Origin of the sequence: Flagellimonas meridianipacifica (assembly GCF_003001695.1) — a bacterium.
Lineage (GTDB): Bacteria > Bacteroidota > Bacteroidia > Flavobacteriales > Flavobacteriaceae > Flagellimonas > Flagellimonas meridianipacifica.
Window position 1 is genome coordinate 17,696 of sequence record NZ_PVYX01000001.1, and the last position, 26,033, is coordinate 43,728.

Annotated in this window: 27 protein-coding genes; 18 read left to right on the top strand and 9 right to left on the bottom strand. The window is 40.0% G+C overall.

Annotated features, from left to right (window positions below; translation table 11 throughout):
* Nucleotides 1-45: 45 nt before the first annotated feature.
* Nucleotides 46-1,476, top strand: a complete 1,431-nt coding sequence (locus tag CLV81_RS00075) for an SLC13 family permease (RefSeq protein ID WP_106143049.1) — start codon at nucleotides 46-48, stop codon at nucleotides 1,474-1,476.
* A 77-nt stretch (nucleotides 1,477-1,553) separates the two neighbouring features.
* Here CLV81_RS00075 and CLV81_RS00080 read toward each other — a convergent pair whose 3' ends face one another.
* Both CLV81_RS00080 and CLV81_RS00085 read right to left on the bottom strand, forming a co-directional pair.
* Nucleotides 1,554-1,853 (bottom strand): hypothetical protein, encoded by a 300-nt coding sequence (locus CLV81_RS00080; protein WP_106143050.1) that lies wholly within the window; start codon nucleotides 1,851-1,853, stop codon nucleotides 1,554-1,556.
* Nucleotides 1,854-2,185: 332 nt separating this feature from the next.
* The gene (locus tag CLV81_RS00085; RefSeq protein WP_106143051.1) at nucleotides 2,186-2,923 is read right to left on the bottom strand and encodes a hypothetical protein; all 738 of its coding nucleotides are present in this window, start codon (nucleotides 2,921-2,923) and stop codon (nucleotides 2,186-2,188) included.
* 266 nt (nucleotides 2,924-3,189) lie between these two features.
* Here CLV81_RS00085 and CLV81_RS00090 point away from each other — a divergent pair, with 266 nt between their 5' ends.
* The 3 genes from CLV81_RS00090 (at nucleotide 3,190) to CLV81_RS00100 (ending at nucleotide 6,605) form a co-directional block, all read left to right on the top strand.
* Complete coding sequence (locus CLV81_RS00090; protein WP_106143052.1) at nucleotides 3,190-5,688, top strand: zinc-dependent metalloprotease; 2,499 nt, start codon at nucleotides 3,190-3,192, stop codon at nucleotides 5,686-5,688.
* Between the two features lie 174 nt (nucleotides 5,689-5,862).
* Entirely contained in the window at nucleotides 5,863-6,051 is a 189-nt protein-coding gene (locus tag CLV81_RS00095; RefSeq protein WP_106143053.1) for a hypothetical protein, read from the top strand.
* Between the two features lie 107 nt (nucleotides 6,052-6,158).
* The gene (locus CLV81_RS00100) at nucleotides 6,159-6,605 is read left to right on the top strand and encodes a hypothetical protein (protein ID WP_146129792.1); all 447 of its coding nucleotides are present in this window, start codon (nucleotides 6,159-6,161) and stop codon (nucleotides 6,603-6,605) included.
* Between the two features lie 59 nt (nucleotides 6,606-6,664).
* Here the strand turns inward: CLV81_RS00100 and CLV81_RS00105 are convergent, their stop codons facing one another.
* Complete coding sequence (locus CLV81_RS00105; protein ID WP_106143055.1) at nucleotides 6,665-8,407, bottom strand: alkaline phosphatase D family protein; 1,743 nt, start codon at nucleotides 8,405-8,407, stop codon at nucleotides 6,665-6,667.
* 217 nt (nucleotides 8,408-8,624) lie between these two features.
* On the opposite strand from CLV81_RS00105, the gene CLV81_RS00110 reads away from it, so the two are divergent.
* The 4 genes from CLV81_RS00110 (at nucleotide 8,625) to CLV81_RS00125 (ending at nucleotide 11,760) form a co-directional block, all read left to right on the top strand.
* A complete protein-coding gene (locus tag CLV81_RS00110; RefSeq protein WP_106143056.1) occupies nucleotides 8,625-9,440 on the top strand; it encodes an SH3 domain-containing protein in 816 nt (271 codons plus the stop codon).
* 155 nt (nucleotides 9,441-9,595) lie between these two features.
* On the top strand, nucleotides 9,596-10,195 hold the full coding sequence (locus CLV81_RS00115) for a transcriptional regulator (protein ID WP_106143057.1): 600 nt from the start codon (nucleotides 9,596-9,598) through the stop codon (nucleotides 10,193-10,195).
* A complete protein-coding gene (locus CLV81_RS00120) occupies nucleotides 10,192-10,914 on the top strand; it encodes a DUF3307 domain-containing protein (protein ID WP_106143058.1) in 723 nt (240 codons plus the stop codon). Before CLV81_RS00115 ends, CLV81_RS00120 begins: the two co-directional genes overlap by 4 nt.
* Nucleotides 10,915-11,142: 228 nt before the next feature.
* Complete coding sequence (locus tag CLV81_RS00125) at nucleotides 11,143-11,760, top strand: hypothetical protein (protein WP_106143059.1); 618 nt, start codon at nucleotides 11,143-11,145, stop codon at nucleotides 11,758-11,760.
* 224 nt (nucleotides 11,761-11,984) lie between these two features.
* Here the strand turns inward: CLV81_RS00125 and CLV81_RS00130 are convergent, their stop codons facing one another.
* Genes CLV81_RS00130 through CLV81_RS00140 form a run of 3 tightly spaced genes read right to left on the bottom strand, consistent with a single transcriptional unit; the run spans nucleotide 11,985 to nucleotide 13,759 of the window.
* The gene (locus tag CLV81_RS00130; protein ID WP_211297974.1) at nucleotides 11,985-12,818 is read right to left on the bottom strand and encodes an NmrA family NAD(P)-binding protein; all 834 of its coding nucleotides are present in this window, start codon (nucleotides 12,816-12,818) and stop codon (nucleotides 11,985-11,987) included.
* A gap of 33 nt (nucleotides 12,819-12,851) precedes the next feature.
* Nucleotides 12,852-13,343 (bottom strand): anthrone oxygenase family protein, encoded by a 492-nt coding sequence (locus CLV81_RS00135; protein ID WP_106143061.1) that lies wholly within the window; start codon nucleotides 13,341-13,343, stop codon nucleotides 12,852-12,854.
* 20 nt (nucleotides 13,344-13,363) lie between these two features.
* Complete coding sequence (locus tag CLV81_RS00140; RefSeq protein ID WP_106144830.1) at nucleotides 13,364-13,759, bottom strand: DUF5367 family protein; 396 nt, start codon at nucleotides 13,757-13,759, stop codon at nucleotides 13,364-13,366.
* A gap of 53 nt (nucleotides 13,760-13,812) precedes the next feature.
* Here CLV81_RS00140 and CLV81_RS00145 point away from each other — a divergent pair, with 53 nt between their 5' ends.
* Nucleotides 13,813-14,937, top strand: a complete 1,125-nt coding sequence (locus CLV81_RS00145; protein ID WP_106143062.1) for an adenylate/guanylate cyclase domain-containing protein — start codon at nucleotides 13,813-13,815, stop codon at nucleotides 14,935-14,937.
* Here the strand turns inward: CLV81_RS00145 and CLV81_RS00150 are convergent.
* On the bottom strand, nucleotides 14,927-15,784 hold the full coding sequence (locus CLV81_RS00150; protein ID WP_106143063.1) for a helix-turn-helix domain-containing protein: 858 nt from the start codon (nucleotides 15,782-15,784) through the stop codon (nucleotides 14,927-14,929). The genes CLV81_RS00145 and CLV81_RS00150 overlap by 11 nt on opposite strands.
* 112 nt (nucleotides 15,785-15,896) lie before the next feature.
* Entirely contained in the window at nucleotides 15,897-16,805 is a 909-nt protein-coding gene (locus CLV81_RS00155; RefSeq protein WP_106143064.1) for a DUF6607 family protein, read from the bottom strand.
* 90 nt (nucleotides 16,806-16,895) lie between these two features.
* Here CLV81_RS00155 and CLV81_RS00160 point away from each other — a divergent pair, with 90 nt between their 5' ends.
* Genes CLV81_RS00160 through CLV81_RS00170 form a run of 3 tightly spaced genes read left to right on the top strand, consistent with a single transcriptional unit; the run spans nucleotide 16,896 to nucleotide 20,113 of the window.
* Nucleotides 16,896-19,016, top strand: coding sequence for a TonB-dependent receptor plug domain-containing protein (locus CLV81_RS00160; protein WP_106143065.1), 2,121 nt, complete (start codon nucleotides 16,896-16,898; stop codon nucleotides 19,014-19,016).
* Between the two features lie 13 nt (nucleotides 19,017-19,029).
* Entirely contained in the window at nucleotides 19,030-19,674 is a 645-nt protein-coding gene (locus CLV81_RS00165; RefSeq protein ID WP_106143066.1) for an HmuY family protein, read from the top strand.
* A gap of 1 nt (nucleotide 19,675) precedes the next feature.
* Nucleotides 19,676-20,113 carry a DoxX family membrane protein gene (locus CLV81_RS00170; RefSeq protein ID WP_106143067.1) on the top strand — a complete coding sequence of 146 codons (438 nt, stop codon included), beginning with the start codon at nucleotides 19,676-19,678 and terminating at the stop codon, nucleotides 20,111-20,113.
* Between the two features lie 64 nt (nucleotides 20,114-20,177).
* On the opposite strand, the gene CLV81_RS00175 is transcribed toward CLV81_RS00170, so the two are convergent.
* A complete protein-coding gene (locus CLV81_RS00175) occupies nucleotides 20,178-20,597 on the bottom strand; it encodes a nuclear transport factor 2 family protein (RefSeq protein ID WP_106143068.1) in 420 nt (139 codons plus the stop codon).
* Nucleotides 20,598-20,764: 167 nt separating this feature from the next.
* On the opposite strand from CLV81_RS00175, the gene CLV81_RS00180 reads away from it, so the two are divergent.
* The 6 genes from CLV81_RS00180 (at nucleotide 20,765) to CLV81_RS00205 (ending at nucleotide 25,999) form a co-directional block, all read left to right on the top strand.
* Nucleotides 20,765-21,613: a hypothetical protein gene (locus CLV81_RS00180; protein WP_106143069.1), complete on the top strand. Its 849-nt coding sequence runs from the start codon at nucleotides 20,765-20,767 to the stop codon at nucleotides 21,611-21,613.
* Complete coding sequence (locus tag CLV81_RS00185) at nucleotides 21,613-22,005, top strand: hypothetical protein (protein WP_106143070.1); 393 nt, start codon at nucleotides 21,613-21,615, stop codon at nucleotides 22,003-22,005. Before CLV81_RS00180 ends, CLV81_RS00185 begins: the two co-directional genes overlap by 1 nt.
* A gap of 133 nt (nucleotides 22,006-22,138) precedes the next feature.
* Nucleotides 22,139-22,870, top strand: a complete 732-nt coding sequence (locus CLV81_RS00190) for a hypothetical protein (protein ID WP_106143071.1) — start codon at nucleotides 22,139-22,141, stop codon at nucleotides 22,868-22,870.
* A gap of 70 nt (nucleotides 22,871-22,940) precedes the next feature.
* Nucleotides 22,941-24,098 carry an MFS transporter gene (locus CLV81_RS00195; protein WP_106143072.1) on the top strand — a complete coding sequence of 386 codons (1,158 nt, stop codon included), beginning with the start codon at nucleotides 22,941-22,943 and terminating at the stop codon, nucleotides 24,096-24,098.
* Nucleotides 24,099-24,401: 303 nt separating this feature from the next.
* A complete protein-coding gene (locus CLV81_RS00200) occupies nucleotides 24,402-25,781 on the top strand; it encodes a S8 family peptidase (RefSeq protein ID WP_106143073.1) in 1,380 nt (459 codons plus the stop codon).
* Entirely contained in the window at nucleotides 25,778-25,999 is a 222-nt protein-coding gene (locus CLV81_RS00205; protein WP_106143074.1) for a hypothetical protein, read from the top strand. The genes CLV81_RS00200 and CLV81_RS00205 overlap by 4 nt, the downstream gene beginning before the upstream one ends.
* Nucleotides 26,000-26,033 lie beyond the last annotated feature (34 nt).

Below are 26,033 nucleotides of genomic sequence, written 5' to 3' on the forward strand. Positions count from 1 at the left end.
TTCACTTTTTATTTTTCCTCAAAATAGTCTAGTTTAGGCTTCCATATGGTACAAAGCAAAAAATGGGGATTGATTCTTGGCCCAGTAGCTTTTCTAATTTTAATCAATCTTCCAATTGAATTGGTTTCGGAAAAAGGAGACCATGTGATTGCCGTTGCGGTATGGATGCTGATTTGGTGGATTACAGAGGCTGTTTCCATTTCAGTTACCGCGCTTTTGCCCCTTTTGCTTTTTCCACTTCTAAAAATCCTACCTATTGCAGAGGTCGGAGCCAACTACGGAAGTCCTATCGTCTTTTTGTTTTTTGGTGGTTTTGTAATGGCTCTTGCTCTCGAAAAAGTGAACCTGCATAGACGTATAGCTCTAAACATCATAAAAATCACGGGGACTACTCCAAATCGGGTAATATTGGGGTTTATGATTGCCACTGCTTCATTAAGTATGTGGATTAGCAATACGGCAAGCACCGTGGTCATGCTTCCCATTGCTATTTCAGTGATATCACTTTTGATTGATGATGAAGATGGTTTTACAAAAAACGACCAAAATTTTGCGCTGAGCGTAATGCTTGGAATCGCGTTTTCCGCAAATGCTGGCGGAATTGCAACGGTAATTGGCACCCCTCCAAATTCTGTTTTAATCGGGCTTCTTGAAAACGAGTACAATACGGAAATCTCATTTTTAAAATGGATGACTTTAGGCCTACCCTTCTCAATCATCATGATTGGAATCAGTTATTTGGTATTGGTAAAATGGATGTTCCCAAACCGTGATTTAAAGTTCAATGCTTCCAAAGAAGTAATTCACGAAGAATTGAAAAAACTAGGTCCTACTTCTGGAAAAGAAAAAATGGTACTGGTCATTTTTGGGATTACCGTATTTCTCTGGATTTTCCGAACCTTGATTAATTCCATCTTTCCAACATTGGGCCTTTCTGATACCATGATCAGTATTTTTGCTGCCATTTCTCTTTTTGCAATCCCTTATGATGTTGGAAAAGGAGATTTTATTATTAATTGGAAAGACACCTCGAAACTTGCATGGGGCATATTGATACTTTTCGGAGGAGGTTTGGCATTGGCCAAGGGAATGTCGGTAAGCGGAATAGTGGATTTGGTGGCGTCCACCATAGCACAAAGTGATATCAGCATTCTTTTTACTGCTTTCTTGCTAATCATTTTGATGCTGTTCATGACCGAATTGATGAGCAATGTAGCTTTGGTAGCTGTTTTAGCTCCAGTTGTTGCTGGGATAGCCATAGGACTCGACATTCCAATACTGTATCTTTTGATTCCTGTGACCATGGCCAGTAGTTGCGCTTTTATGTTACCCATGGCCACCCCACCCAATGCCATAGTATTTGCAAGTGGATACGTAAAAGTGCCTCAAATGGCGCGTGTAGGCGTAATCCTCAACCTTATTGCCGTAGGACTTCTAGTATTGGTATTCCAGTTTATAATACCTTTATTGTTCTAAAAGAAAATGGCCCCTTTTCTAAGGGGCCATTCACTAACTAACTAACTCAAAAAAAAGTAAGAAACTAACTCTAACTCTTATTGTATATACGGGTCAAATCCCAATGGTAGATATCCTCCAGTTTCAAAACCTAGTTCAACTTCTTCACAAGCATCGATAAAGTTGATGGCCTTTACTGAAATGATACCACTGTAGGGATCAAAATTTTCGGGTAAAAACTGGGCCGTATCAAACCCAAGTTCCCATTCTTGTTCTTCTTCAATGAATTCTACCGTGTTGATATCAAAATCTTCAGCGGAATTGAATCCATAACTGGTAAATACCGACAGACCAAAGGTCAACATCAATATTGTTTTTAGGGTATTTCTGGTAATCATAGTTGTCGCTTTTTAATTATAGTACAAAGATAAAACCCCAAAATCCTAACTTTATTACAATTAGCCTTTCCTTAACGATTGTAGAAATAGCAAGGGAAAATCACTTCTTTAACACTTTGATTCTGACATTGAAAAAGTCGTATTCCAAGAAGCTTAAAACTGATACTTTGTTAAAGAAATGAAGCTCTTATTGCAGTTTGCACTTCGTCGATTTTTATGTTATTCTTTTGTTAAGGAAAGCCACTTGAACGAACTCCAATCAAAAAGCCCTCTTCCGAGGGCTTTTCTTGACTAACAACTCAAAAATTTGTAAAATGAATCAAACATCCTACTTATTTGACCCTAGAGTAGGGATCAAATCCTTCAGGTAGATATGGCTTGGTTTCAAAACCCAAATCCTCATCTTCCAATTCTATATAGTTTACGGAAGCTATTCCGATTGTATCCGTGTATGGATTGAATCCTACTGGCAACTCATACTCGCTATCCAAACCCAATCCCAACTCTACCTCAGTGTCTTCTTCAATGAAAGGAACATTGTCCAAATTGAGGTAAGCCTTGTAAGGTGAAAAACCGTTTGGCAGATAATCCTGAGTGTCAAAATCTAGGTCCAAATCTTCGTCCTCCATATAGTTGATGGAATGAACATCCAATACTTCGTTGTAGGGGTCAAAATTTCCAGGCAAATAGTCCTCGACATCAAAGCCTAAATCAAATTCGACTTCACTTTCAACATATATAATGGAATTCAAATCAAAATAGGTTTCATACGGGTCAAACCCTTCCGGAAGATAGTCGGCGGTGTCGAAACCAAGCTCCAGCTCATTTTCATCCTCTAGATACTCTATTTCATTAAGATTCAGTTCAAAGGAATTTTCATTGGTCCAATAGTATGTGGAATCCAAACCTTCTACCTCAGCATCGATGTTCAATGCTGTAAAATTGTTCTCAAACGTACTTGTGGTAATTTCTTGCTGGTCGGCAGTTGTACTTACCGTACTTTGTTGTTCATCAGCTACGGCCGAACTTCCTAAAAGTGCACAACCGTAAATTAATAATAACTTGCTCATTTTTGATTGAATTTTTTGATTGATGATGTATGCTTATAAGACTACACTAATTTTGAAATGTTACAGTCTTTTTCATTTTTTTATAGAAAACCCATAGTCTTTAAACGCCACTATAGTGGGCGTTTCAACGGAAACCACTAGTAAAATAAATCACTCCCGAAGATTGAAACATTTTTAAAAAAAAATAGAGTTAATAATTATTTAACAGTCTGTTTTCATGATTTTTAAGTTCTTAGGGCCGCTTAAAAACATCAAACTATCCTAAAATGATTCAAAGATTACTTCCAAAACTCTTTTTAGTGCTTTTTATGTTGGCAATAGTTCCATCTACAAACGCCCAGCTTTTTAAAAAGAAGAAGAAAAAAACGGAACAAAAGAGTGCTCCAAAACCTAAAAAAGGAGAAATTAAGCCCTACGAGAAGGTAATTACCAAAGAGGCAAAAACAGATGAAGGTCTCTTCCAGGTGCACCAGGTTGATGACAAACACTTCTACGAAATTCCCGATTCTTTGTTCAATAGAGAAATGCTTATGGTGAGTCGTATCTCCAAAACTGCCACGGGAATTGGTTTTGGAGGCGGGAAAATCAACACCCAAGTATTGCGCTGGGAGAAAAAACCCAAAAAAGTTTTACTTCGGGTGGTTTCCTACGGTAATGTGGCTGCAGATTCCCTTCCCGTTCACGAAGCGGTTGTAAATTCAAATTTCGAACCGGTTCTTTTTGCTTTCGATATTAAAGCATTCAATAAAAAAGATTCACTGAATCCGGCAACAGTAATTGAAGTTGATCCAATGTTCACTAAAGATGTGAACGCCATCGGTATGCCAGAGTTTTATAGAAAACGTTACAAAGTGAGTCGATTGGATTCTGACAGGAGCTTTATTGAATCGGTAAAGAGCTACCCCCTAAATATTGAGGCAAGGCATGTAAAAACTTATTTTGCGAAAGAACCTCCAAGCAACCAAAGCTTGGGTTCGATTTCAGTTGAAATCAACAACTCCATGATTCTTTTACCCAAAGAACCCATGAAACGCAGGTATTTTGACGAGAGAGTGGGTTGGTTTGCCCGAGGTCAAGTGGATTATGGCCTAGATGCACAAGAAAGCAAAACCGTCAGATATTTGGACAGATGGCGTCTGGAAGTAAAAGATGAGGATATTGAAAAATATAAAGCAGGCGAACTGGTCGAACCCAAAAAGCCTATCGTATATTATGTAGACCGTGCTACTCCAAAGAGATGGATACCCTATATAAAGCAGGGAATAGAAGATTGGCAAGTTGCGTTTGAAGAAGCTGGGTTCAAAAATGCCATTATTGCCAAAGATCCTCCTTCTAAAGAAGAAGACCCAGAATGGTCACCTGAAGATGTTAGGTACTCCGTGGTACGTTATTTGGCTTCTCCTATTCCAAATGCAAATGGCCCGCATGTGAGTGACCCTAGAAGTGGTGAGATTTTGGAGTCCGATATTAACTGGTACCATAATGTAATGACCCTATTGCGCAATTGGTTCTTTGTTCAAACCGCAGCCATTAATCCAGATGCACGTGGAGTTGAGTTCAAAGATGAAATCATGGGAAGGTTGATTCGCTTTGTTTCTGCCCACGAGGTAGGTCATACTTTGGGGCTCCCACACAACATGGGTAGTAGCGTAGCCTATCCCGTAGATTCTTTGCGCTCTGCAAGTTTTACCCAAAAATATGGTACTGCTCCTTCTATTATGGACTATGCTCGATTCAACTACGTAGCACAACCTGGCGACGAAGGTGTTGCCATGATGCCGGATATTGGTGTCTATGACAAACATTCGATCCGATGGGGATACAAACCGATTTTGGATAAAAGTGCTGAAGATGAAAAACCCATTCTGAACAGTTGGATAAGAGCCCACGAAAATGATCCTATGTATCGATTTGGCCATCAGCAGGTAGGCGATGTTCATGATCCAAGCTCACAGACCGAAGACATAGGTGACGATGCAGTGAAGGCAAGTTTATATGGTATCGAAAACCTTAAGCGCATCGTACCTCGTCTAATGGAATGGACCACTGAGGACGGAGAAACCTATGATAACCTAGGAACCTTATATGGACAGGTAATTGCACAATATAGAAGGTATATGGGTCATGTTTCCAATAATATTGGCGGTGTTTACGAATACTATAAAACGGCAGATCAGGATGGTGCGGTTTACACCTATGTTGACCGAGAGCATCAGAAAAAGTGTATGGATTTCATGCAAAAACAACTTTTTGAAACTCCGGAATGGTTAATAGACCAGAATATTATCAATAAAACCCAGTATTCTGGTTCGGTTGAACGAATTCGTTCTACACAGGTAAGGTATTTGAACAATATCCTACACTTAGGAAAAATGGCGCGAATCATCGAAAATGAAACCATAAATGGTTCGGATGCCTATGGCCTATTAGAAATGATGTCCGACCTAAGAAAAGGTATTTGGTCCGAAACCCGAAGTGGGAAGGCGATTGACACTTACAGAAGAAATCTTCAGAAAGCACATGTTGACCGATTGGAGTATTTGATGACCGCTGAGAACCAAAGAAAACTTCCAAGTTTTAATGGCTATAGAAAGTCAACCGTGGTAAACACCAGTCAATCTGATATTCGTTCTGCAGCTCGTGCCGAACTGAACAGTCTAAAACGCGACATTCGAAATGGTTTGGGTCGTACTTCAGACCGAATGAGTCGATATCATTTACAGGATGTGATGGAACGCATCGATAGGATTCTTGACCCTAGTTAATACAGGGAAAAAGCAAAAAAAGGCCCTATATAGGGTCTTTTTTATGCAAACCATGCATTTCATCGATTTAATGATGCTTTTTGTCGGTTTCACATCTAAAATGCTTAAGTTGGCAACAAATGATGGTATAAGGCCATCGGTTTGACTACTTTAGTAACCCCAAATCCTAAAATCATGACCTACAAAACTAAAAGCCTTCTCTACTTTTTCTCTTTCGTAGTTGCTGCAACCGCCTACTATTTAGTGGAACAACACCAAGAATTTACCAATCAGATGCAATCTACTGAGATGGCTGAAACCCATTTTGAGGATTCAAGCGAATTAATAGAGAATCCCCAGAGCTCACCTGAAGAAGCTCGGTAGTACTCCGTACTTACGTTCACTTGTTAAAAACTTCACAAACCGAACACTTCGGTTAAACCTTGGTTCTGTGTGTCTGTCTAAGAACTGAATCATTAAAGTTTAAACATATGAAACAGTTAGTAGTACTGCTGATGATACTTACCAGCATCAGCGCATTTTCACAAAGACCAGATGGCCAAAAAAGAAACAAAGGAGCCTTGCAAGAGCTTTCCGTAGAGCAATTGGCCACTTTACACACCAAGAAATTGACGTTGGCTTTGGATTTGACCGAATCCCAACAAGCCAAAATCATGGAAATCAGTTTGGAAGAAGCGGCATTCAAAAAAACTAGGCATGAAGAATTTAGGGCTAAAAAAGAAAGCGGGGAATGGAAAAAACCCACTGCAGATGAGCGATTTGAAATAGCAAGTGCTCGTTTGGACCGCAAAATTGCGCATCAGCAAAAGATGAAAGAAATATTGAATAAGGAACAGTACCACACATGGAAGGAACTTAACCTTAAAAGAGCTATGAACGGCAAAAAAGTAATGCAGAGAGAAGGTAGAAGGGGATAGTGTTTTTTGTTGATTTTGAAAGCCACGCCGGCCATGGGCGTGGCTTTTTTCGTTTAAGACTATACCGCAAATGTGGTTGTATTACCCTCAACTTCAGTATACGAAGCCGTGGCAATAGTATCAATAAAACGGTAGGAAGCCGTAGCAGAAGCAGGCGTAAATTCAGTCAGCACATAACCTCTCTGAGCAGCATCAAAATATTGCAACCCATCAATTAAGAGAGTAAAAGCTTGTTCTATACCCTGGATTGTCGCGGGGTCACTTCCAAAGATACCTTCAAAACCGGGTGAAGTAACAGACGCACAGGCAAACTCCTCTCCTATTTTATCTCCATTGGCATCATTTAGAATGTTGTGCCATGCATTATGTGTATCACCAGCAAAAACAACTGTATTTTTTCCTTTCAAGATGGAATACAGCCGCTCTCTTTCCACAGCGTAACCATCCCATGCATCCAAGTTATAGGGGACTTGAGCCGCCAATCTTGCCAATTCGGCTTCAGTAAGTGTCGGGTCTCCCGCTAGGGCCCTGCCTTTTAAGGTAGAAAGTTCCAATATGCTTTGTTGCAAAGCCCCTAAGGTTTCTGGAGATGTATCCCCGGCAGCAACCTGCCCAATCAAAATCAGCAATTCTGCTGGAACCGTCATGGTACCCATTAAAACTTGTTGCCCCAGAACTTGCCATTTTGCATTACTACCTCCCACGGCTCCAGCTGTCCAAGCCAACTGTGCCTCGCCCATCAATTCTCGAGAAGGATCGAACAAAGCCGCCCCAAAACCGTCAAAATCAAAACTTCCATCTGGGTTGAAGAAGTCCGTAAAGCCCAACTGGCGGTCCCTACCCACAATTCGGGTATCCAACATGACCAAGTTCACCAAATTTCCAAACTCAAAATTTCTGTAAATGACTCCTTGCGTATCGGTTCGTACAGGTAAATACTCACTGTGTACTTGAATGGCACGTTGCAAACGAGCTTGATAATCCCCTTCGGAATCATCATGATTTTCAGCACCATCTTCGTAGGCATCATTCGTTATTTCGTGGTCGTCCCATACCACAATGAAGGGTTTCTTTTGATGAGCTAACTGTAGGCCTTCGTCCGTTCTGTATTGACGATAACGCAAGCGATAGTCCTCTAATGACAAAATCTCGGTGGTAGGATCATGTTCACGTCCCAGAGCTGTGGTATTTTCATTGGTACCATACCCTCCAACTTCATATTCGTAAATATAATCTCCTAAATGTAGCACAACGTCCGCATCGCTATTGGCGATGGCATCATACACATTAAAAAGACCTGTTGGAAAGTTGCTACAAGAGCAAAAAGCCAATTTCAAACTATCTAAAGGAGCACCAGCCGTAGGCAATGTAATAGTTTCGCCCACAATGGATGTCTGATTTAGTTCAGGCTGTGCAAAACGATAATAATATTTCCCATCGGGTTCAAGACCTGTTACATCTTGAACAATGGTAAAGTCATTGGTAGCGGACGCATATTGAAGACCTTCTTTGACCACATGTGTAAAGTCCTTATCGGTGGCAACTTGCCAATTGATTTGAATGAAGCTACCAACCTCATCCACGGTAGGGGTAAAACGAGTCCAAATAATAACCGCAGTAGCAATGGGGTCAAAACTACCTACCCCATGTAAAAAGCGTGGTACGCCATCATTGGGTTCATCGTCTCCAAAAAAGTCATCCAACTTTTCACAGGCCGTCAGTTGCGATGCTAAAATAACGCCTCCAGAAGCCATTATGGACTTGGCTAAAAAGGCTCTTCTTGTTTCAGTTTTTCTTTGCATTGTCTTGTGTTCTCAGGTTTCCCTAAAACTATGCATGGCAAGTGCCCTTTGGGTTAGCGAAACATTACTAGAAAATTAAACTTGCGATTTCAATTTTGGGTTTACGTTAAATCCTGAAGAGTTTTCCAAATGAGTATTGGAAAACTATTTTGATATTTTCCACGTACATATTTTAACCGCCCTAAAGACTTTCGTCTAATCTTTAAAATCCATAACGATGAAAGCAAATTTTTATATTATCGCGCTTATAGTTCTTTTCGCCTGTTACTTTTCCTTTGGGCAAGACAACCTAAATAGCACCAAAATAAATCATGATTTCGAAGTCGGGGAACACGTTTTTGTGTTTGGAAACAATGTAAAACTTCGTAGTTCTCCTAAAATTGAATCTGAGGTTCTAAAACTCCTTAAAATTGGGGAATGGATTAAAATTGTTGAAAAAACCAAGTTTTCTTGGCCTTATAGAGGGTATGACTCACCATTTTACAAAGTAAAATATGATACCACTGAAGGATATATCCTTGGCGGATTGTTGGCTGTGAAAAAAAAGACCATAGCCGGGAACGATTACTACTTTGCATTTTCAAAAGAAGAGGAACGTTCTTATTTAAACATCCGACATATTGTTAAGGGAAAATATTCCGAGCAAAAAATTCCTTTGGCACATACAAATTTGAGCATTCAAACTATAGGCAACCGGGGGATTTATGACTTGGACGATATTTTATACGTTGATTATCATTCAGAGGCATGTGGTACCGAAGGAGGCGGTATTTACTTCTTTGCCCAGGGTAATGAGTTATATAAAGTAGGACAGTTTTCCCAAATCTCTGATGCTGATGCGTTCCATCAATTTGAAAAGTTGATTTTTCCCAAGGATGAAAATGGTATTCCAGGAATCATTCTTTTCAATAAAGAGAAACGCGAAGTTTTGGATGAAGAATCGGAATGGGTACAGACCACTACGGAAACTCGAAAACTAGTTTGGATAGAGGGTGAATTAGTACCTGAATTCGGTCCAAAACTATCAAATTGAAGAAAAATGTGCGTTTAGTGACTAATTTATCTGCTATTTTACAGATATTCTTGGTTATCTGCTATTTTACAGATATTTTTGATTATCTGTTATTTTACAGATATTCTGAGTTATCCGTTGGATAGCAGATATTTTTCAAATAAAGACAACTGAACATGACCGCTATTCTAACCGGGGACATTAAAAATTCCACTGAACATGAAGTTAAAAAATGGTTGCCCACATTAAAGAAAGCCCTTGACCACTATGGTAATGAACCCAAAGACTGGGAAATTTATAGAGGTGATAGCTTTCAACTGGAAACAACCCCAAAAAAAGCGCTGGAAGCATCCATATACATCAAGGCGTGTATCAAACAATTTAGAAATATTGATGTGCGCATCGCCATTGGATTGGGAGACAAAACCTATGAAGCAGAAAAAATAACGGAATCCAATGGGAGCGCTTTTGTAAATTCGGGAAAATGCTTTGAAGGGCTAAAAAAGCAGAACTTGGCCATAAAGTCAGAACACCATGCTTTTGATGACCATATCAATTTGCTACTGGAACTGGCTTTGCTCAACATGGATGAATGGACACCTGCTATTTCGCAAACCATTAAGAACGCAATTGAGAACCCAAATAAAAACCAAAGAGAACTCGCCTCAATCCTTAATAAGTCACAGGGAAACATTAGCGAAGAGCTGAACCGTGGCGGTTTTGATGTTCTACGCAAAATGATGCAGTTCTATATAACCCAACTCGATAATCTATGACACTACTTACCATAAAATTGATTCTGGCCCACTTTATAGGAGATTTTGTTCTACAACCTGGTCATTGGGTAGAGGATAAATTGAAGAAAAAGTGGAAATCCAAATACCTTTATTGGCACATGGCTATACATCTGGCAGCACTACTGCTCATTTTGCAGTTTAGCCATTTGGGAATAATAGCAATTATTATTGTGACCCATTTTTTAATTGATCTTGGGAAACTGGTTTTGACCAACCCTAAAAACAATCGCTGGCTCTTTATGGTCGACCAAATTCTACACTTAGGAGTCATTCTGCTCATGGTATATTGGCAAGAACCTTTCCAAGTGGATTGGAGCAGTATTCTAGGCACAGAAGCTTTGTTGTTTATTACCTTCTTGGTATTCGTCACCTTTGTGTCCGGAATCTTGATGCGAATGCTATTGGCCCCTTATATCGTAGAGGTAATGAAAGACGATGCCGAAGAAGGAGGCTCTCTCAAGAATGCCGGAAGGTACATAGGAATGCTGGAACGACTTTTTGTCTTTGGTTTCATACTTATTGGACAATGGGCATCCATTGGGCTTTTGATTACTGCAAAATCCGTATTCCGTTTTGGAGACCTCAATAAGGGTAAGAACAGAAAACTTACGGAGTATGTGCTTATTGGAACTTTGCTCAGTTTTGGACTTGCCATAGTAGCTGGAATCCTTTACAATTATCTTACGGAAATAGTTTGATAAAATCATAAACAAATACATAGCGTAGCATACTACCTGACCATCTACAAGGGTCAAAAACGAAAGATGTAAGTATGACATCAAATCCATTGCTGTCAGATTTCAAAACCAATTTTGGGTAGAAACTGAAAATCATAAGGTAAGAGTGGATTGTACATGGAAGACTTTAGTTCTATAGTTTCGCTTACAAATTCTAAAATTTGAGTATTTTGTACTATATCCATAGATGTGCTTAAAAAGCAAAGCTTAAATAACATTCTTTCTCTTCTATTGTTGACTTATTCTCTTTCAATATGGTCACAAGATGAAGAGATTTATTCCAAGCCATCTGAAAAATCTTTTTTTGGAGTACAAGTTGGGCTCATAGGTCTTTGGGTACATCACGAGGCACGATTAGTGGAAAGTATAGTCTTACGCTCTGAATTAGGTCTTGACATGGTTGGTTTTTTTAGAAATGATGTCTTTGCAGCTAACCCTGAAAACTCGGTTGGCGGGCCTTTCTTTGCACCAACCATAGCTTTGGAACCACGCTGGTATTATAGTCTCCAACGTCGTTCTAAGGAAAATAAACCCACTACTAAAAACAGTGCCAGTTTTATCTCCTTTGAAACGAAGTACTATCCTGACCTTTTTTTACTAACCGGGGCACCGGAAGGCACCCAATTTGCCAAACAGTTGGCTATTTGTCCTAGATGGGGCTTCAAGCGTACTGTAGCAAATAATTTCACCTACGAGCTGGGTATTGGCTACAAAATATATCATTTGCTAAATGATGTAGATAGGAATCGTGTGAACGATGGGGAAGGGTTTATCAATATGCATTTAAAGTTAGGGTATACGTTTTAGACAGAATAGGAAAGATACTTTTTTCCAAAAATTTGATTTCAATCGTGTAGTTAAAGTATCGCATCATGCCTGTGATTACAATTGTTTGGACAAGGGTTTAAAATTAACAGAGGACGAAGCCAGAACAGAAATTGTGAGAAAATGTCTGTTTGGCCGTTGATTAGTAATTCAAAATATGAAAAAACCATCCCGAAGGATGGTTTAAGAATAATTGGTTCAATGTTTTAAACTTCCACTTTTTGGTTCCAAATTCCTGTGGTGGCCGTTTCTTGCACAAAATCCAAGAATAGTTTGGGCTTTCTTCCCAAAACCTTTTCCAGATCATTGGTCATTACTTGATTGGCCTCATTGTCCAATACTTCTGTGAACAAGTATCCAATCAGCCAAACGTACCCTGCAGGAACGCCTTGTTCTTTTAGCATCTGAGTATAGGCCTCTACGCTAACTTCAGTAAAAGCTATTTCTCTTCCTGTAGCTTTCGTTATTTCATTCATCACCTCACGGAAAGTGAAGAATTGAGAGCCGGTCAACTCATAAATGTTTCCATTGTGTTTTTCTTTTAACAAAGCTTCGACAGCTACATCCGCAATATCATCCGCATCCACATAAGGCACATTGGTATCTGCCAATGGAAGTGCGACAAATCCACTTTGTATAGGCTCCAAAAAGAAGCTTTCACTAAAATTCTGACTGAACCAACTTGCCCTAACAATAGTGAAATCCAATCCGCTTTGCATAACTATCTCCTCACAAAGTTCAGCTTCCTTTTCACCTTTTCCTGAAAGCAAAACCAATTTTTTAACTCCTTGTTGTTTGGCCGCTTTGGTTAATCCTTCTATAGCTTCTCTGGCTCCCGGGACCGCCAAGTCTGGTTGATAAGTGATATAAACACTGTCTATTCCTTCCAGTGCAGAAGACCAAGTGGATTCATCCTCCCAATCAAACTTAGGTGTTGCACCTCTAGAGCCAATACGGACATTGTGCCCTTTTTCCTGCAGTCTTGCTGCAATTCGTCTTCCTGTTTTTCCAGTTCCTCCTAATACTAAAACGTTTCTCATAATACTTGATTTAAATGTGTTTTTATTAAAATTTTATTTGTTTAAAGCTGCCAAGACTAGCATGGCAAATGATATTGTCGATGCAAAAATCCTCAGGGTATGAAATCGATTCCAAGGCTGTTCAAATCTTTGCCGAAGTGCGCGTAGCTCTTCCACACTGCTAGCCAATAAATCGGTTTTATCCAATACTTGGTTTAAGGGAACATTACCAAGAATGGTCACCAATACCACCCCAAAAAAGTAGATGGCCACGGCAATTAAAATCAGCCAAAAGTTCAAAGGAGATATGCCTTTGTTCATAAAGATGGCTGCAAGGCCTATGGGAAAAGAACCTATGAAGACCACAAAGAACAATGGGTTTTCAATACTTCGGTTCATTTTTTGAAAAGCTTGCAGATACCCTAGATCGTCCAATTGACCAATACCAGGAGTTACTGCGTTTCCCCATGTGAAACATAGTCCGGCTACCAATCCAACAAGTAGGATAGTTACCAATAGTGTGAGACTGTTTACTGTGATTTCCATAATTCATAGTTTTTGATGGTTTATATGTTTTTAGTTTTCAGATTTACCTTGAAATACCAGTATAAAAGGGCAACAAGAATGAACTCCAAGCCTATCATCCAAAAGTTCAAGTCGATAAAAAAGCTTTGATAACTCCCTCCATTTGGCACAATAAGCATGGGTACTGTAATCAATGCATCCAAAGCGGCGCTTATACCAAAAAAGACCAGACCCAGAAGTAAACCATGGGCTTCCCTATTGTCTCGATAATACAATCGACACCCCATCCATACTAGAGGCATCACCATGACAAAGAGGATCAAATTGGCCTGCAGTTCCGCATTCTTCATAATTGGGACATAAAAGGATAGAGTATATAGGCTAACTCCAAGTATCCAAATCAAGGTTCCAATTGATATTGTTCTAAGTGTTTTCATGACTGTTCGTTTATTATTATGGGACAAATCTAGAATCACCATAATCCAATCATTTGTTCAAAAAGGAGGAAGATTTGTTCGAAAAGGATAACTTTGATTCTATGGGTCTTTCGGATAACAAGAGACGTAGATGGCGAATCATCCAGTTTTACTGCATAGGCTGGACACTAGCATTTGTTTTTTTAAGTATAGTTCGAGGAATAGGAACTGAAGAACTTGGAAAGCTAAAGTTTGATTTTGTTTCCAGCCTATATATTGCCTTTACCATTGGCCCTTTAATGGGTTTGGTTTCGGGAGCTGCCCAAATACTTACAGAAGAACGTATCTACAAACGAATCTCCATTAGAAAACTATTATTAATTCGTTTCCTGTTTACCATCCTATTCACCTTGGCTTTAGTTGTATTTGCGTACGGTGCCTATCAATTATATTTTGGTACATCTCTCGACATCTTTTCTTTTGCTATGGACAAGGGCAGTGGAGCCATTTATTTTTATGTTTTTTCTGTGGATTTAATGCTATCCGTTTTGCGGCAAGTGAATCTGATGTTGGGCGAGGGAAATCTTTACAAATTGTTCTTGGGCAAGTTCTACACGCCAAATGAAGAAAAACGGGTATTCATGTTTTTGGATTTACAGTCCTCTACCGAATTGGCGGAACGATTGGGTCACATAAAATACAGTATGCTGGTTCAGGACTGCTTTAATGATCTAGGCACGGCAATTCCGGATAAAGCCCAAATCTATCAATATGTTGGAGACGAAGCAGTTCTAACTTGGGAATTCAATGAAGGCATCAAAGACCAAAACTGCCTAAAAGCTTTTTATAGTTTCAAAAAACTAATAGCGGAAAAGGAACAATTCTACTTGAATAATTACGGTTGTGTACCTTTTTTTAAGGCAGGGGTGCATAACGGCATCGTAACCGTTACCGAGGTTGGGAAGTATAAAAAGGAAATTGCTTACCATGGAGATACCATAAACACAGCTGCACGGATTCAGGGAAAATGCAATGAGTTGGGCAGTGAGCTGCTACTTTCCGAGTCCTTAAAAGAAGAACTTAATTCCACGGAATACCATTTTCAGACCATGGGAGATATTCCCCTAAAGGGGAAAAAAGGCAAAGTTGCCATCTATGCGGTCAAGACCATGGAAAAACAGCCTCATGCTATTGCCTAATCTCACTGGGACGAAAGCCAAATTTTTTAGTAAATGCGTTGGAAAACGAACTTAAGCTATCATAACCCACATGCCATGCCGCTTCTTGCACCGTAGCCTCATTGGAACGTATAAGATGATGGGCCTTGTCCATGCGTTCATTTTGTAGGTACTTAAATACGGGAACACCAAATAGCTCCTTAAAATCCTTCTTTAGCTTGAAGGTGTTCAATCCAATAATTCTAGAAAGTTCGTTCAGGGATGGAGGAGTGTCCAAATTATTGGAAAGTATTTCTTTGGCTTCGTACAACTTTTCACGTTCACCTTTCTTTATACCATCATCCTTCAAAATGGAAAGTTGCCAAAAGAAATGGGAAAGCAGAGCTGTAATCTGGCTTCGAAAGAACATCATTTTGGCCTTCCCCTCGTAACGATTGTTGAAAATGCCATTCACAATGTTTTGCATTTCCGGAGTCATAAAAAAACGAGGGCCCTCAACGTAATGGTCAGAAGGTTTCACGAGTTGTTCCAATAAATCCGTGAACAATTCCCCCTCATTATTGGGCAGTTTCTTCAGATTTCTCGGAGAAGTTGCAATAACGATACATTGCAGGGGCTTATTGGCAGACACGGTATGAACGCATTCTACATGCTCATCGGCATAAAAGGAAAGAGCCAATCCTTTTGTGTTTTCGTAATCGTCTTGCTTACCATTGTACTGCATGGAAAGGTGAACGTTTCCCGAACCGTAGAGCGCGACCGCAATAACAGGCTCATCAAAACTACATGAATCAATGGTCACCTCACTCGAGTTGGCCTCCTCCACCAAAATGGTAAAATCGTTGATTTCTATAAAATCACGGGTCATAGACTTAATTTCTACCTTTCAAAATAACCTATTTTAACAAAAAACAGTAAAAGGTACTAAATAAAAAAGCCACCTAGCTAGGTGGCCTTTTCAAAATCCATTAGCTCTAGAGCTACTTTGCGATAAATGTATCAATAGTTTTTGCGATACTTTCTTCAGTTTTCACAAAGTCTTTATCGAACAAATGAGCGTATAAAGGTTTGTCATTCACCTTGGCGTTTAGTCTCAAATCTTGGTTTTGAGCAAACACCTTGTCCCACTTGGCTCTCACCAAAGCCCAATCCTTTTCATTTTCTTTCCACCAGTCCTGTGCAGCCTTGCAACGACTATCTGGGACTTTGGTGTAAGTGTTGAACCCTTTTTCCTCTGCAAGCACAACATCCTTTAATCCATTTTTCCTAATGATTTTTTTGTTATCCTGGTCGTGAATCCAACCTTCTGAAGTTATGGCATGCTTGTTATTTCGCAAGGTTACATTATAATCACTTCGCTTGGTGTATTCCCTTCTGGGTAATGGAGCATCGGTTGTGTTCTCCCAATAACTTTGTCCGTCCACATGCACCCAACTTGCGGTTCCTTCATAACGAGGGCTGTCATCAACCTGAAAAACTTTTTGGGTCCATTGTCCCCTTACATCTTCCTTGGGCAACATATTATACTTCCAAGTGTTATCCGCATGATACGTGTAAAGTTCCGTATTCTCAAATAGCCAATCTTGTCTCCAATGCTTGATTACTTTTTGAGCGTCTGGTCTGCCAACAATAAGTAGGTGTTGCATAACAATTTTGTCGGAATCATCCTCAACCAACTGCACCCATTCCAATCCCTTGTCATGCTTTACTTTAGAAGGAACATAGGCAGAATCGTTGGAGTATTGGAAGGTTTCTGCAAAGTTGAAACCGACTTCATAACAACCACACATCTTCTTGATGGTCTCTTGATCTTGCTTTTTTTTGTCTTGGCCATTTACTGCAAAAGCGAATGCCAAACTAAGGATGGAAAAAAGGAATACACGTTTCATTTCTCTCAGGTTTATCAGTTAAAAAAATTATTTATTCTTATTTAGATTGATTAAAAATAAAATATATATTTGTCGCAAATCTAAAGAAGAATGAGTCTAAATAAAAATAATTATCTGATTATTTTTTTCTTTATGTGCAGCTTGGGGTTATGGGCACAAGTGGAATCCAAGAATGACTCAATTCTAACAGAAAATCTGGACGAAGTGGTGGTTACCGCAACACGTACAGTAAGACAATTATCCTCATTGCCCCTCCCCGTGACACTAATTCCTAAAAAGCAAATAGCACGTTCTGGTGTCACCCGTTTGGATGAGATATTGGAAGAACAGACCGGTATTGTTTTAACCCCCGATGCTACTATAGGAGGTGGTGAAGGTGTACAAATACAGGGTATAGCCTCAGATTATATTTTGGTTTTAATCGACGGTGTTCCTGTTGTGGGAAGAAGTTCTGGAAATCTGGACCTAAGTCGATTTGCCATAGGCAATATCAAACAAATTGAAGTAGTAAAAGGTCCATCCTCCGCCCTATTTGGATCGGAAGCTTTGGGTGGGGTTATCAATATTATCACCGAAAAGCCAAACACATCCAAAATGAGTGGACAAGTAACGCATCGGGCAGCTACTTTCAACAACCAAAACACCACGGTAAGCATTAACCAGCGCAACAAAGAATTAGGATATTCCATTTTCGTGGATCGGTTGAGTACAGACGGATTTGACCTTGTCAATGGCGATGAAGGACAAACTATCAATCCTTTTTTTAACTATACCTTCAACGGTAGGCTGTTTTACGATTTTTCAGACAATCTTCGCGTATTCGCTTCCGGACGCTATTTTCTCCAAGATTTTGAAGTTCCTTCTGGAACCAGTGAAGAACGTGACGGAAATGTGCAGCTAAGATTGGACCACAAACTTTCGAAAAAGTCCCAATTTGAATACGAGCTATACTACACCAACTATGTTACCAATGAGCAAACGGTAGACCCTATCGAGAACGAAATTCTTCTCGACAATGATTTTGACCAAAAATTGTTTCGTCCAGAAGTTCGTTTCAATAATTCATTTGATGTGGACAACACTCTAACATTAGGAGGTGGATACAATTTTGAAACATTGGACCGCTCCCTTTTTGGCGAACAAGTTTCTTTTGACTCCCAATATGTATTTGCCCAATATGATTTTAAACCCTTTGAAAAATTGAACGTAATCGTTGGTGCAAGATTTGACAATCACAGCGAATACAACTCACAACTAAGCCCCAAAATATCAGCTCGCTATGCCATTGCACCAAATTTTGCGATAAAGGGCTCTGTAGGTAGTGGGTTTAAAGCACCAGATTTTAGACAGTTGTATCTGGACTTTACCAATGCCCAGGGAGGAAACTACTCGGTGTTCGGAAAAGAAGTAGAATTACAGGGGCTGGAAAGACTCATAGCAAATAATGAGATAATTACAGATACCAACGGAAATCTAATATTACCGGTACCCTTGGAAGACTTAGGTGAACCATTGAACGCAGAAAGTTCCATTGGTTACAACTTGGGATTTGGGTACAACAAAGGAAAATTTAAGGGAGACGTAAACTTCTATCGTAACGATTTCACGGATTTAATAGATACAAGGATATTGGCCACTAAACGAAATGGAGCCAACGTATTTGGATACATAAATCGAGAAAGTGTCTACACTCAAGGTCTAGAGGTTGACCTAAAGTATGAAGTATTGGAAAACCTCAGTTTTTCGGCTGGGTATCAACTGCTTTATGCCTTTGATAAAAATGTGGAAGACGAGTTGGAGGAAAACGGAGGTTTTGTTAGAGATCCTGAAACTTTACAGACTGTAGAAATTAGTCGAGATGAATATTTTGGCCTTGAGAACCGTTCACGGCATACCCTAAATTTCAAAACCTTCTTGGAAATTCCTGAATGGAATGCGAATGCCAACCTTCGTGTGGTCTATCGAAGTAAGTTTGGACTTGCCGATCGCAATGGCAATGGATATCTCGATGATTTCGATGATTCTTTTGTAGATGGTTTTGCCCTGGTCAACCTTTCCTTTGGAAAAACCTTCTTTAAACACTACCAGGTTCAATTAGGGGCAAATAACATACTCGATTTCAGAGGAGAAAACCCTTTCTCTACTGCCCTTAACCAGATTCAGGTGAATCCTGGCATACAATTTTTTGGAAGATTAAATATTCAATTTTAAAACAGAGATTACTATGAAGACTACCTTAAAACTATTTGGTTTATTATTTATGCTTATGGCCTTTGTGGCCTGCAGTGATGATGATGAGGAACCACAGTTTATTGCCGTGCAAAGCAATACGGCCAGTAATATTCCAGCACCCCAAGTTGGAGGTTTTGGACAAGGGGAAATTAGTGGGCCATTTACCAAGTTTAGCTTCGCTACTGGTGCTGTTACTGACAGTGACACCGAATGGGACATTGCCTTTAGAGGTTTGAGCATTGCTGTAAATGGGGGTACCGAAACCGGAACCAACGATGAACCTGTACGAAATGGGAATGCAGGTGCAGCCATTGTGGATGGTACTTTTGCTAGCGTTACTTCGGCAGAAGGACTGACATTTGAACAAGATGCCACTGGTGCCTTTGCAATTCCAGGGGGTAGTGACAATGGGTGGTACAACTACAATCAACCATTGAACATTGTTTCTCCATTACCTGGAAAAATCCTTGTCTTTAGAACCCATGATGGGAAATTCGCCAAGGTAGAAATACTAAGCTATTATAGGGATGCTCCAAGCGAAATTACCCCGGATATAGCAGGTAACGATTTCCGGTTTTATACATTTAATTATGTATACAATCCCAACGAAGGTGAAACTGATTTGACATCCCAATAAAATGAAAATCCTATTTATCATTCTTCGTCTGCTTTTGGGAGGCTTCATGATTTATGGAGGTATCCAGAAATTTCAAAAACCTATTCCTTCCCCTATTGAAGTAGTGGAGACAGCAGAAAAGTTCAAAAGTCCGGAAAAAGAAAGTACCCTTCAAAAAATATTGTACATCAGCGGATCTAAACAAACAGGCTATTTCTGGCAAGTACTTGGCATTTGCGAACTGCTCTTTGGACTTTTACTTGTCTTGCAGGGAACCGGATTTGTAGGCGCACTTTTCTTGTTGCCTATTACTCTCCATATTTTTCTGTTCCACCTATTTCTAGAATCAGATGAAATGGGCGAACTATTACAAACCGGAGGTCTTTTCGCAATAAACATTTTATTGGTGCTAAAAGAACGTAGTAAATGGAAGCACCTTTTATGGATGAAACCCACCTAAAGGGAGTAGTTTAGTTTATTCTTGATGAAAGCGGAATCTTAAGATTTCGCTTTTTTTATGCAATTCACAAACGTCTTTCCTCTTCCGTAATCGGAACATCATTGATACTGGCAAAACGTTTTTTCATCAAGCCCTTGCCGTCAAACTCCCAATTCTCGTTACCGTAGGCCCGGAACCAATCACCCTGTCTATTTTGATATTCGTATTCAAAGCGGACTGCGATACGATTATCACCATGGGCCCAATACTCCTTTTTCAACTTGTAATTGAGTTCATGCTTCCACTTATCCGCTAAAAATTCCTGTATTGCTTGTCTTCCATTGATAAATTGGGAGCGATTTCGCCACTCGCTGTCCACCGTGTAAGCTTTGGACACTTTAACTGGGTCTTTGCTGTTCCAGGCATCTTCGGCCATTTGGATTTTTTGTTTGGCTGTTTCCAAAGTAAAAGGTGGCACGGGTTGTTTTATTTCTTTGTTTTCCATTATTGATTTTGATATGTCTCAGTTCGGTCGTTAGCATAGCCAAATACTGACCTTTTCATCACGATTGATAAATCAACTCAGATTTTTTTTCTCGAAAAAAATAACGGATAAATCGTAACTTATCCGAGCTTGCGTCATTGTAGCTCTAACGACCCCAATTCAACCTCATGAAAACAAGCTCTATTCGAATAACCGTAGTTGCCGTTTGTTGTATTACTGCTACGAGCTGTTTTAATCTTCAGCATGTCACCGATTATTCACTATCTGCTTTGGAAGGTGTTCAAACCTTTGAGAACATTCATTACGGCTTTGCACAAAGTTGTAAAGACCGATGCGTCTTTAAAAAAACCAATGATTTTGTAATTGAGGAGGATGGATGTGACTGCTCTTCAGAAAAAAAAGCCGATAGCATCAACCTGAAGATTTTTCATGCAGTCTATGGCTACTTTGAAGGTCTAAGTCTCCTTTCCGAAAACGATTTGGTGACCTATAAAACGGAAGCACTTGATAATGCCCTTACGGAAGGTAGTTTTGGTTCCATTAAAATTGAAAAGGAACAGGTTGTCTCATATTCGCAAGTGGCACAAATCCTCATCCGAGCATTTGGGGATACCAAACGTAAAAACAAAATCAAGGCCTATGTCACCGAGGCGAATGAACCCATAAAGGAGTTACTGGCCTATCTTGATTTTAACCTTTCCTCTAATTTATACGGCAAACTTGAGGTAGAAAAAGAACGAAACCGAGCCTTTTTCTTTGATATCACCAAAAACGAGGCTCTGTCGTTCTTCGAAAAGCGACAAGCAACGCAGGAATATTACGAAAGACTTAATAATATTGAAAAGAAGCAAAACCAACTTCTCATCTATTCCCAAACGCTGCAAAAGGTTTCGGAAGGCCACCAAAAACTGTTCGAGAACTTGGAGACTCTAAAAGCTGAAGAAATCAAGCATTTGCTTTTCAGCTACGCCAATGAAATTGATATTGTCATCATCCAATTCAAAAAAACCGAATAATGCCTAGACTTACCTCAAAACAAATCAATGAACTAGCCAATCGATTCTTGGCACTGGCCCAGTCCATAGGGGATTATCGTATGAAACATTTTGACACCCTGACCAGAGCCCAAAATCGAAAAATAAGAGAGTCTCACAGAAGAATTCTGATTTATTCCGATGACCTCTTCACCATGTCGGCCACTTTAGTAATGGCCGATGTGGAGGATTCCCTGGCTCGAATAGCCAACATTACGGAGAAGATTACCAGCACTTACAAAAACCTGCAAAACGTGCAAAAGGCCATTAACATAGCCGCTGGTGTAGTTACGGTGGGCGCCTCCATTTTTAGCAGAAGTCCTTTGGCCATTTTGGATGCCTTAGGGAAGTTGGAGAAGACTTGGGATGCTTAAAAAGAGGTTTTGACCTCTTCAATTTAGTACTTTGTCCATTTCATTTTCCTTTCCAGAATCTTTTATCTATCTTGTTATCAGCATATTCCCTCTCGCTTTTAGAAAAAGCTCCCCGTAACACATACTTACAATAATGAATAAATACAAAACTCTCCATCTGTGGATGTTTATCCCCATGGTGTTGATGCAATTCGGGATTTTCAGGGATTACTGGGGCGATTTTACAGACAATGCATGGTCCGTACATGTGCATTATTGGACGGGAACCTTCTGGTACCTCTACTTAATCCTACAGCCGTATTACGCCACACACGGAAAATTGGAAAGACACCGCACCAATGGAATCATTGGAATGTTCTTGGCAGGTGGAGTGTGCATCACTGCTTTTAGCATGCTGTACAGGGATATTGTGAATGCCGACCGTTCTGCAGAACTCCGGGATGCTTTTGGCCCTTTTGAACCATGGTTCTTTATGGGAGTAGCAGCTGTTGAAATTGTAATGATCATCGCTTTTGGTTATGCCATAGTCATGAGTATTATCAAACGGAAAAGTCTGGAAGACCATGCTTGGTGGCTCATCACTACGGTATTTATCATTATGATGCCTGCCTTGGGCCGAGGGATACAAAACGTATTTGTTTTTTCGCAGGTTGAAAATTGGCCCAACATTCCCATAATGCCGCCCGTGTATTTTACCCAAGGATTGATTATTTTACTAATCCTTTTAGCCGCCTGGAAATATCAAAAACTGAAACATCCGGCTACTTATCTGGCGGTTTTCGTAAATGTCTACACTTGTTTTTTGGAACCCTTGGGTCGTTCTGAAGCTGTAGACACATTTTTACGCTATGTGATTAAGGGATAATTGTTCTAATTATTCTTCTATTTTCGTAAAGCTGGAGCTTTCTGGGCGACAGTTATAAGAAATTAACTTAGTGAAGCCACCCAAGCATATTCTACCCACGATTGTAATCGCACAGTTTTTTTGCACTTCACTTTGGTTTGCTGGAAATGGTGTGCTGACCAGTCTTATTGCAGAGCTTCAGGTAAATGAAAGCTTGGGGAATATCACCGCATCAGTTCAATTTGGGTTTATTATAGGGACTCTCCTGTTTGCCCTGCTGACGCTAACCGACCGTTTTTCACCTTCAAAGGTTTTCTTATGGAGCGCCCTTATGGGTGCGCTTTGTAATATGGCCCTAGTTTGGCAAACCTCTGGATGGGCTATTCTCTTATCCCGCTTTTCCACTGGCTTTTTCTTAGCAGGAATCTATCCTGTAGGGATGAAAATCGCTTCGGACTATTATGATAAAGGTTTGGGTAAATCCTTGGGATATTTGGTAGGAGCCTTGGTTGTAGGTACGGCCCTGCCCCACTTTTTAAAATGGCTCACCGCACTTTTCCCTTGGCAATATGTAATTTATTCAACATCGGCACTGGCAGCCCTTGGAGGATTGCTTATGGTCGTTTTGGTGCCTGATGGGCCTTTTCGCAAGCCCAGTCAACATTTGGATTTAACCGCGTGTTTTTCCATTTTTAAAAAGAAGGATTTTAGGGCTGCAGCTTTCGGATACTTCGGCCATATGTGGGAACTGTATACCTTTTGGGCCTTTGTACCTGTTTTGTTGGGCCTTTATACCGAGTGGCACGGCATCACCCTATTCCGAATCTCTTTTTGGTCGTTTTGGATTATCGCGATTGGTGGATTGGCATGTGTATTGGGCGGGTATATTTCTCAACACAAAGGAGCCAAGCGTACTGCTGCTACTGCGCTATCGCTTTCGGGAATATGCTGTTTGGTATCGCCACTAGTAATAATACATGCTCCTTTGCCTGCTTTTATAACGTTCTTATTGTTTTGGGGTATGGTGGTCATAACTGATTCTCCTCTATTTTCCACTTTAGTGGCCCAGAGTGCTCCGCCAAGTGTGAAAGGTACCGCACTGACCATTGTTAACTGTGTGGGCTTTTCCATCACTATTGTAAGTCTTCAATTAATTGGTGTTCTTCAAGAATATATGCCACCCCATTATCTTTTCATGATTCTAGGAATTGGTCCTGCATTGGGGCTTTGGGGACTCTTTAAAAAATAGATACGCTTTAAAAACCAACCCCTGCGGTCTTGAATACTCGTAAATAAAGTTCATACTACACGAAAACCCATAGTTTTTTTAAGGATTTATTACAATGTAAAAAGTGCTAGATTCTGTAAATTGTAACTTCTCACCAACTAGCCCAAACCCTTACGATTTTGCAGATGATGCAAATAACAATTGCATCCTTACTGCGACAAAGCTGAAGTTTAACCATGTTTTATATCAATATAAGTAGGTTAACCTTATGAAATTTAGTTCTAAAACAGATTAAGTATTATCAACCCCAAAAATGAAACTACTATGGCCAAAGTAAAAGCTCTATTAGAGCTAGCTCAGCAAACCTCCAATTCATTTGAAACATTTGAACTTAATTGTCAGTCCGAAGCGGAAAGCGTAAAAGAGTCTGAAAAAATGTTGACCGATATGTCCGGACTGGGGATAGAGGTTACAGGCGAGTTTGCACCTATTCCCATGTATGAGGGAAAGGCATATACAAAGGCTCTATCCGAGTTTTCGGTCGCTACCACAAATAGTGATATGGAATCTTCTTCAATGGTAATCCCCTGTCAATTTGATTATAAACACTATGAAGAAATTCAAAATCGGAAAGATGTAAAAATCTGGCCAAACTCTCCATTGACGCTATTTGATAATAGACAATCATCAGAACACATTTTAGACCTTGCCAATTCAGCTCTTGGATTGGATTGTCGTCCTTTTAGGGAAGGTGTTCCAATTGATGACATTCGCACCCTTCTTTCCGTTGAATCCATTTGGAGTGAAGGATTTAGAGGTCAAAATATCGTCATAGGAATTGTTGATGAAGGGGTCAATGGCGAAGTCTATCCGGTGGTTGGAGGGTTTTCTAGGGCCGGAGCCAGCAGACAACCAGGAGATGCCCCGATAACCAGCCATGGTTCCATGTGCGCTGCGGATGTCCTTGTGGCGGCCCCCGCTTGTAAAATTTATGACTACCCCTTTTTAGGAGTTCAAAATTCGGGAGGGGTAATGGCCATGTTCCAAGCCATTCTAAATCAAAGGAGAATTGATGGAACCCCCCATATCACCAATAACAGTTACGGATTTGTTGGAAAACCTGATAGACAACTTTCGCCAAGACATGAAGTTTGGGATATAAATCATCCTGTACATAGAAAAGTTCGGGAATTGATTAGCGCTGGGATACATATGTTTTTTGCAGCGGGCAATTGTGGACAGGATTGTCCTTCAGGAAGTTGCCTTCCTTCTGGTATTGGTCCAGGCAATTCAATACATGCTTCCAACAGTTTAGAAGAAGTAATCACCGTTGCCGCGGTAAATAGTAGACACGAAAGAATTGGGTATTCATCTCAAGGACCTGGAGGCTTTTTCAATGAAAAACCGGATATAGCCGCTTATTCTCATTTCTTTGGTAATTTTGGCCCCGAGAGACCCGGTGGAACTTTTCAACCCTATGACAATGGAACCTCGGCATCCACCCCAGTAGCTGCAGGTGTAGCCGCATTGTTATTGAGTTCTTTTCCTAATTTAAGTCCAAAGGATTTAAAGGATGTTTTAATACAAGGAGCTATAAATTTGGGTAGTCCAGGTTGGGATTCGGATACGGGACATGGGGTTATTAATGCAGGCAGTGCCTACAGGAGTCTATGTAGAAGAAACATAGAAGAAATTGAGTTATGAATTGGCTTATTGTTATACCGAAGAAAACAGACCTAAAGAAGTTAAAGGAAACTTTAGCAAAAATGGAGGTTGAATTCGATGATGAATTATCCCATACTGAATTGGATGATACTGACTATGTCATTGAAGTAAAGGCAGATTCGGATTTTCCGAAAAAACTTGAGGTTATGGATGCGTCTCTAAAAGTTTATCCCAATTCTGAGATTGATTTGTACTAAAAACCAATATGTCCATAGAATTTAGGATGAGATT

Bases quoted from the DNA above. Each gene is read 5' to 3' on its own strand.
- CLV81_RS00075 (WP_106143049.1), top strand. From the start codon at position 46: ATGGTACAAAGCAAAAAATGGGGATTGATTCTTGGCCCAGTAGCTTTT.
- CLV81_RS00080 (WP_106143050.1), bottom strand. From the start codon at position 1,853: ATGATTACCAGAAATACCCTAAAAACAATATTGATGTTGACCTTTGGT.
- CLV81_RS00085 (WP_106143051.1), bottom strand. From the start codon at position 2,923: ATGAGCAAGTTATTATTAATTTACGGTTGTGCACTTTTAGGAAGTTCG.
- CLV81_RS00090 (WP_106143052.1), top strand. From the start codon at position 3,190: ATGATTCAAAGATTACTTCCAAAACTCTTTTTAGTGCTTTTTATGTTG.
- CLV81_RS00095 (WP_106143053.1), top strand. From the start codon at position 5,863: ATGACCTACAAAACTAAAAGCCTTCTCTACTTTTTCTCTTTCGTAGTT.
- CLV81_RS00100 (WP_146129792.1), top strand. From the start codon at position 6,159: ATGAAACAGTTAGTAGTACTGCTGATGATACTTACCAGCATCAGCGCA.
- CLV81_RS00105 (WP_106143055.1), bottom strand. From the start codon at position 8,407: ATGCAAAGAAAAACTGAAACAAGAAGAGCCTTTTTAGCCAAGTCCATA.
- CLV81_RS00110 (WP_106143056.1), top strand. From the start codon at position 8,625: ATGAAAGCAAATTTTTATATTATCGCGCTTATAGTTCTTTTCGCCTGT.
- CLV81_RS00115 (WP_106143057.1), top strand. From the start codon at position 9,596: ATGACCGCTATTCTAACCGGGGACATTAAAAATTCCACTGAACATGAA.
- CLV81_RS00120 (WP_106143058.1), top strand. From the start codon at position 10,192: ATGACACTACTTACCATAAAATTGATTCTGGCCCACTTTATAGGAGAT.
- CLV81_RS00130 (WP_211297974.1), bottom strand. From the start codon at position 12,818: ATGAGAAACGTTTTAGTATTAGGAGGAACTGGAAAAACAGGAAGACGA.
- CLV81_RS00135 (WP_106143061.1), bottom strand. From the start codon at position 13,343: ATGGAAATCACAGTAAACAGTCTCACACTATTGGTAACTATCCTACTT.
- CLV81_RS00140 (WP_106144830.1), bottom strand. From the start codon at position 13,759: ATGAAAACACTTAGAACAATATCAATTGGAACCTTGATTTGGATACTT.
- CLV81_RS00150 (WP_106143063.1), bottom strand. From the start codon at position 15,784: ATGACCCGTGATTTTATAGAAATCAACGATTTTACCATTTTGGTGGAG.
- CLV81_RS00155 (WP_106143064.1), bottom strand. From the start codon at position 16,805: ATGAAACGTGTATTCCTTTTTTCCATCCTTAGTTTGGCATTCGCTTTT.
- CLV81_RS00160 (WP_106143065.1), top strand. From the start codon at position 16,896: ATGAGTCTAAATAAAAATAATTATCTGATTATTTTTTTCTTTATGTGC.
- CLV81_RS00165 (WP_106143066.1), top strand. From the start codon at position 19,030: ATGAAGACTACCTTAAAACTATTTGGTTTATTATTTATGCTTATGGCC.
- CLV81_RS00170 (WP_106143067.1), top strand. From the start codon at position 19,676: ATGAAAATCCTATTTATCATTCTTCGTCTGCTTTTGGGAGGCTTCATG.
- CLV81_RS00175 (WP_106143068.1), bottom strand. From the start codon at position 20,597: ATGGAAAACAAAGAAATAAAACAACCCGTGCCACCTTTTACTTTGGAA.
- CLV81_RS00180 (WP_106143069.1), top strand. From the start codon at position 20,765: ATGAAAACAAGCTCTATTCGAATAACCGTAGTTGCCGTTTGTTGTATT.
- CLV81_RS00185 (WP_106143070.1), top strand. From the start codon at position 21,613: ATGCCTAGACTTACCTCAAAACAAATCAATGAACTAGCCAATCGATTC.
- CLV81_RS00190 (WP_106143071.1), top strand. From the start codon at position 22,139: ATGAATAAATACAAAACTCTCCATCTGTGGATGTTTATCCCCATGGTG.
- CLV81_RS00200 (WP_106143073.1), top strand. From the start codon at position 24,402: ATGGCCAAAGTAAAAGCTCTATTAGAGCTAGCTCAGCAAACCTCCAAT.
- CLV81_RS00205 (WP_106143074.1), top strand. From the start codon at position 25,778: ATGAATTGGCTTATTGTTATACCGAAGAAAACAGACCTAAAGAAGTTA.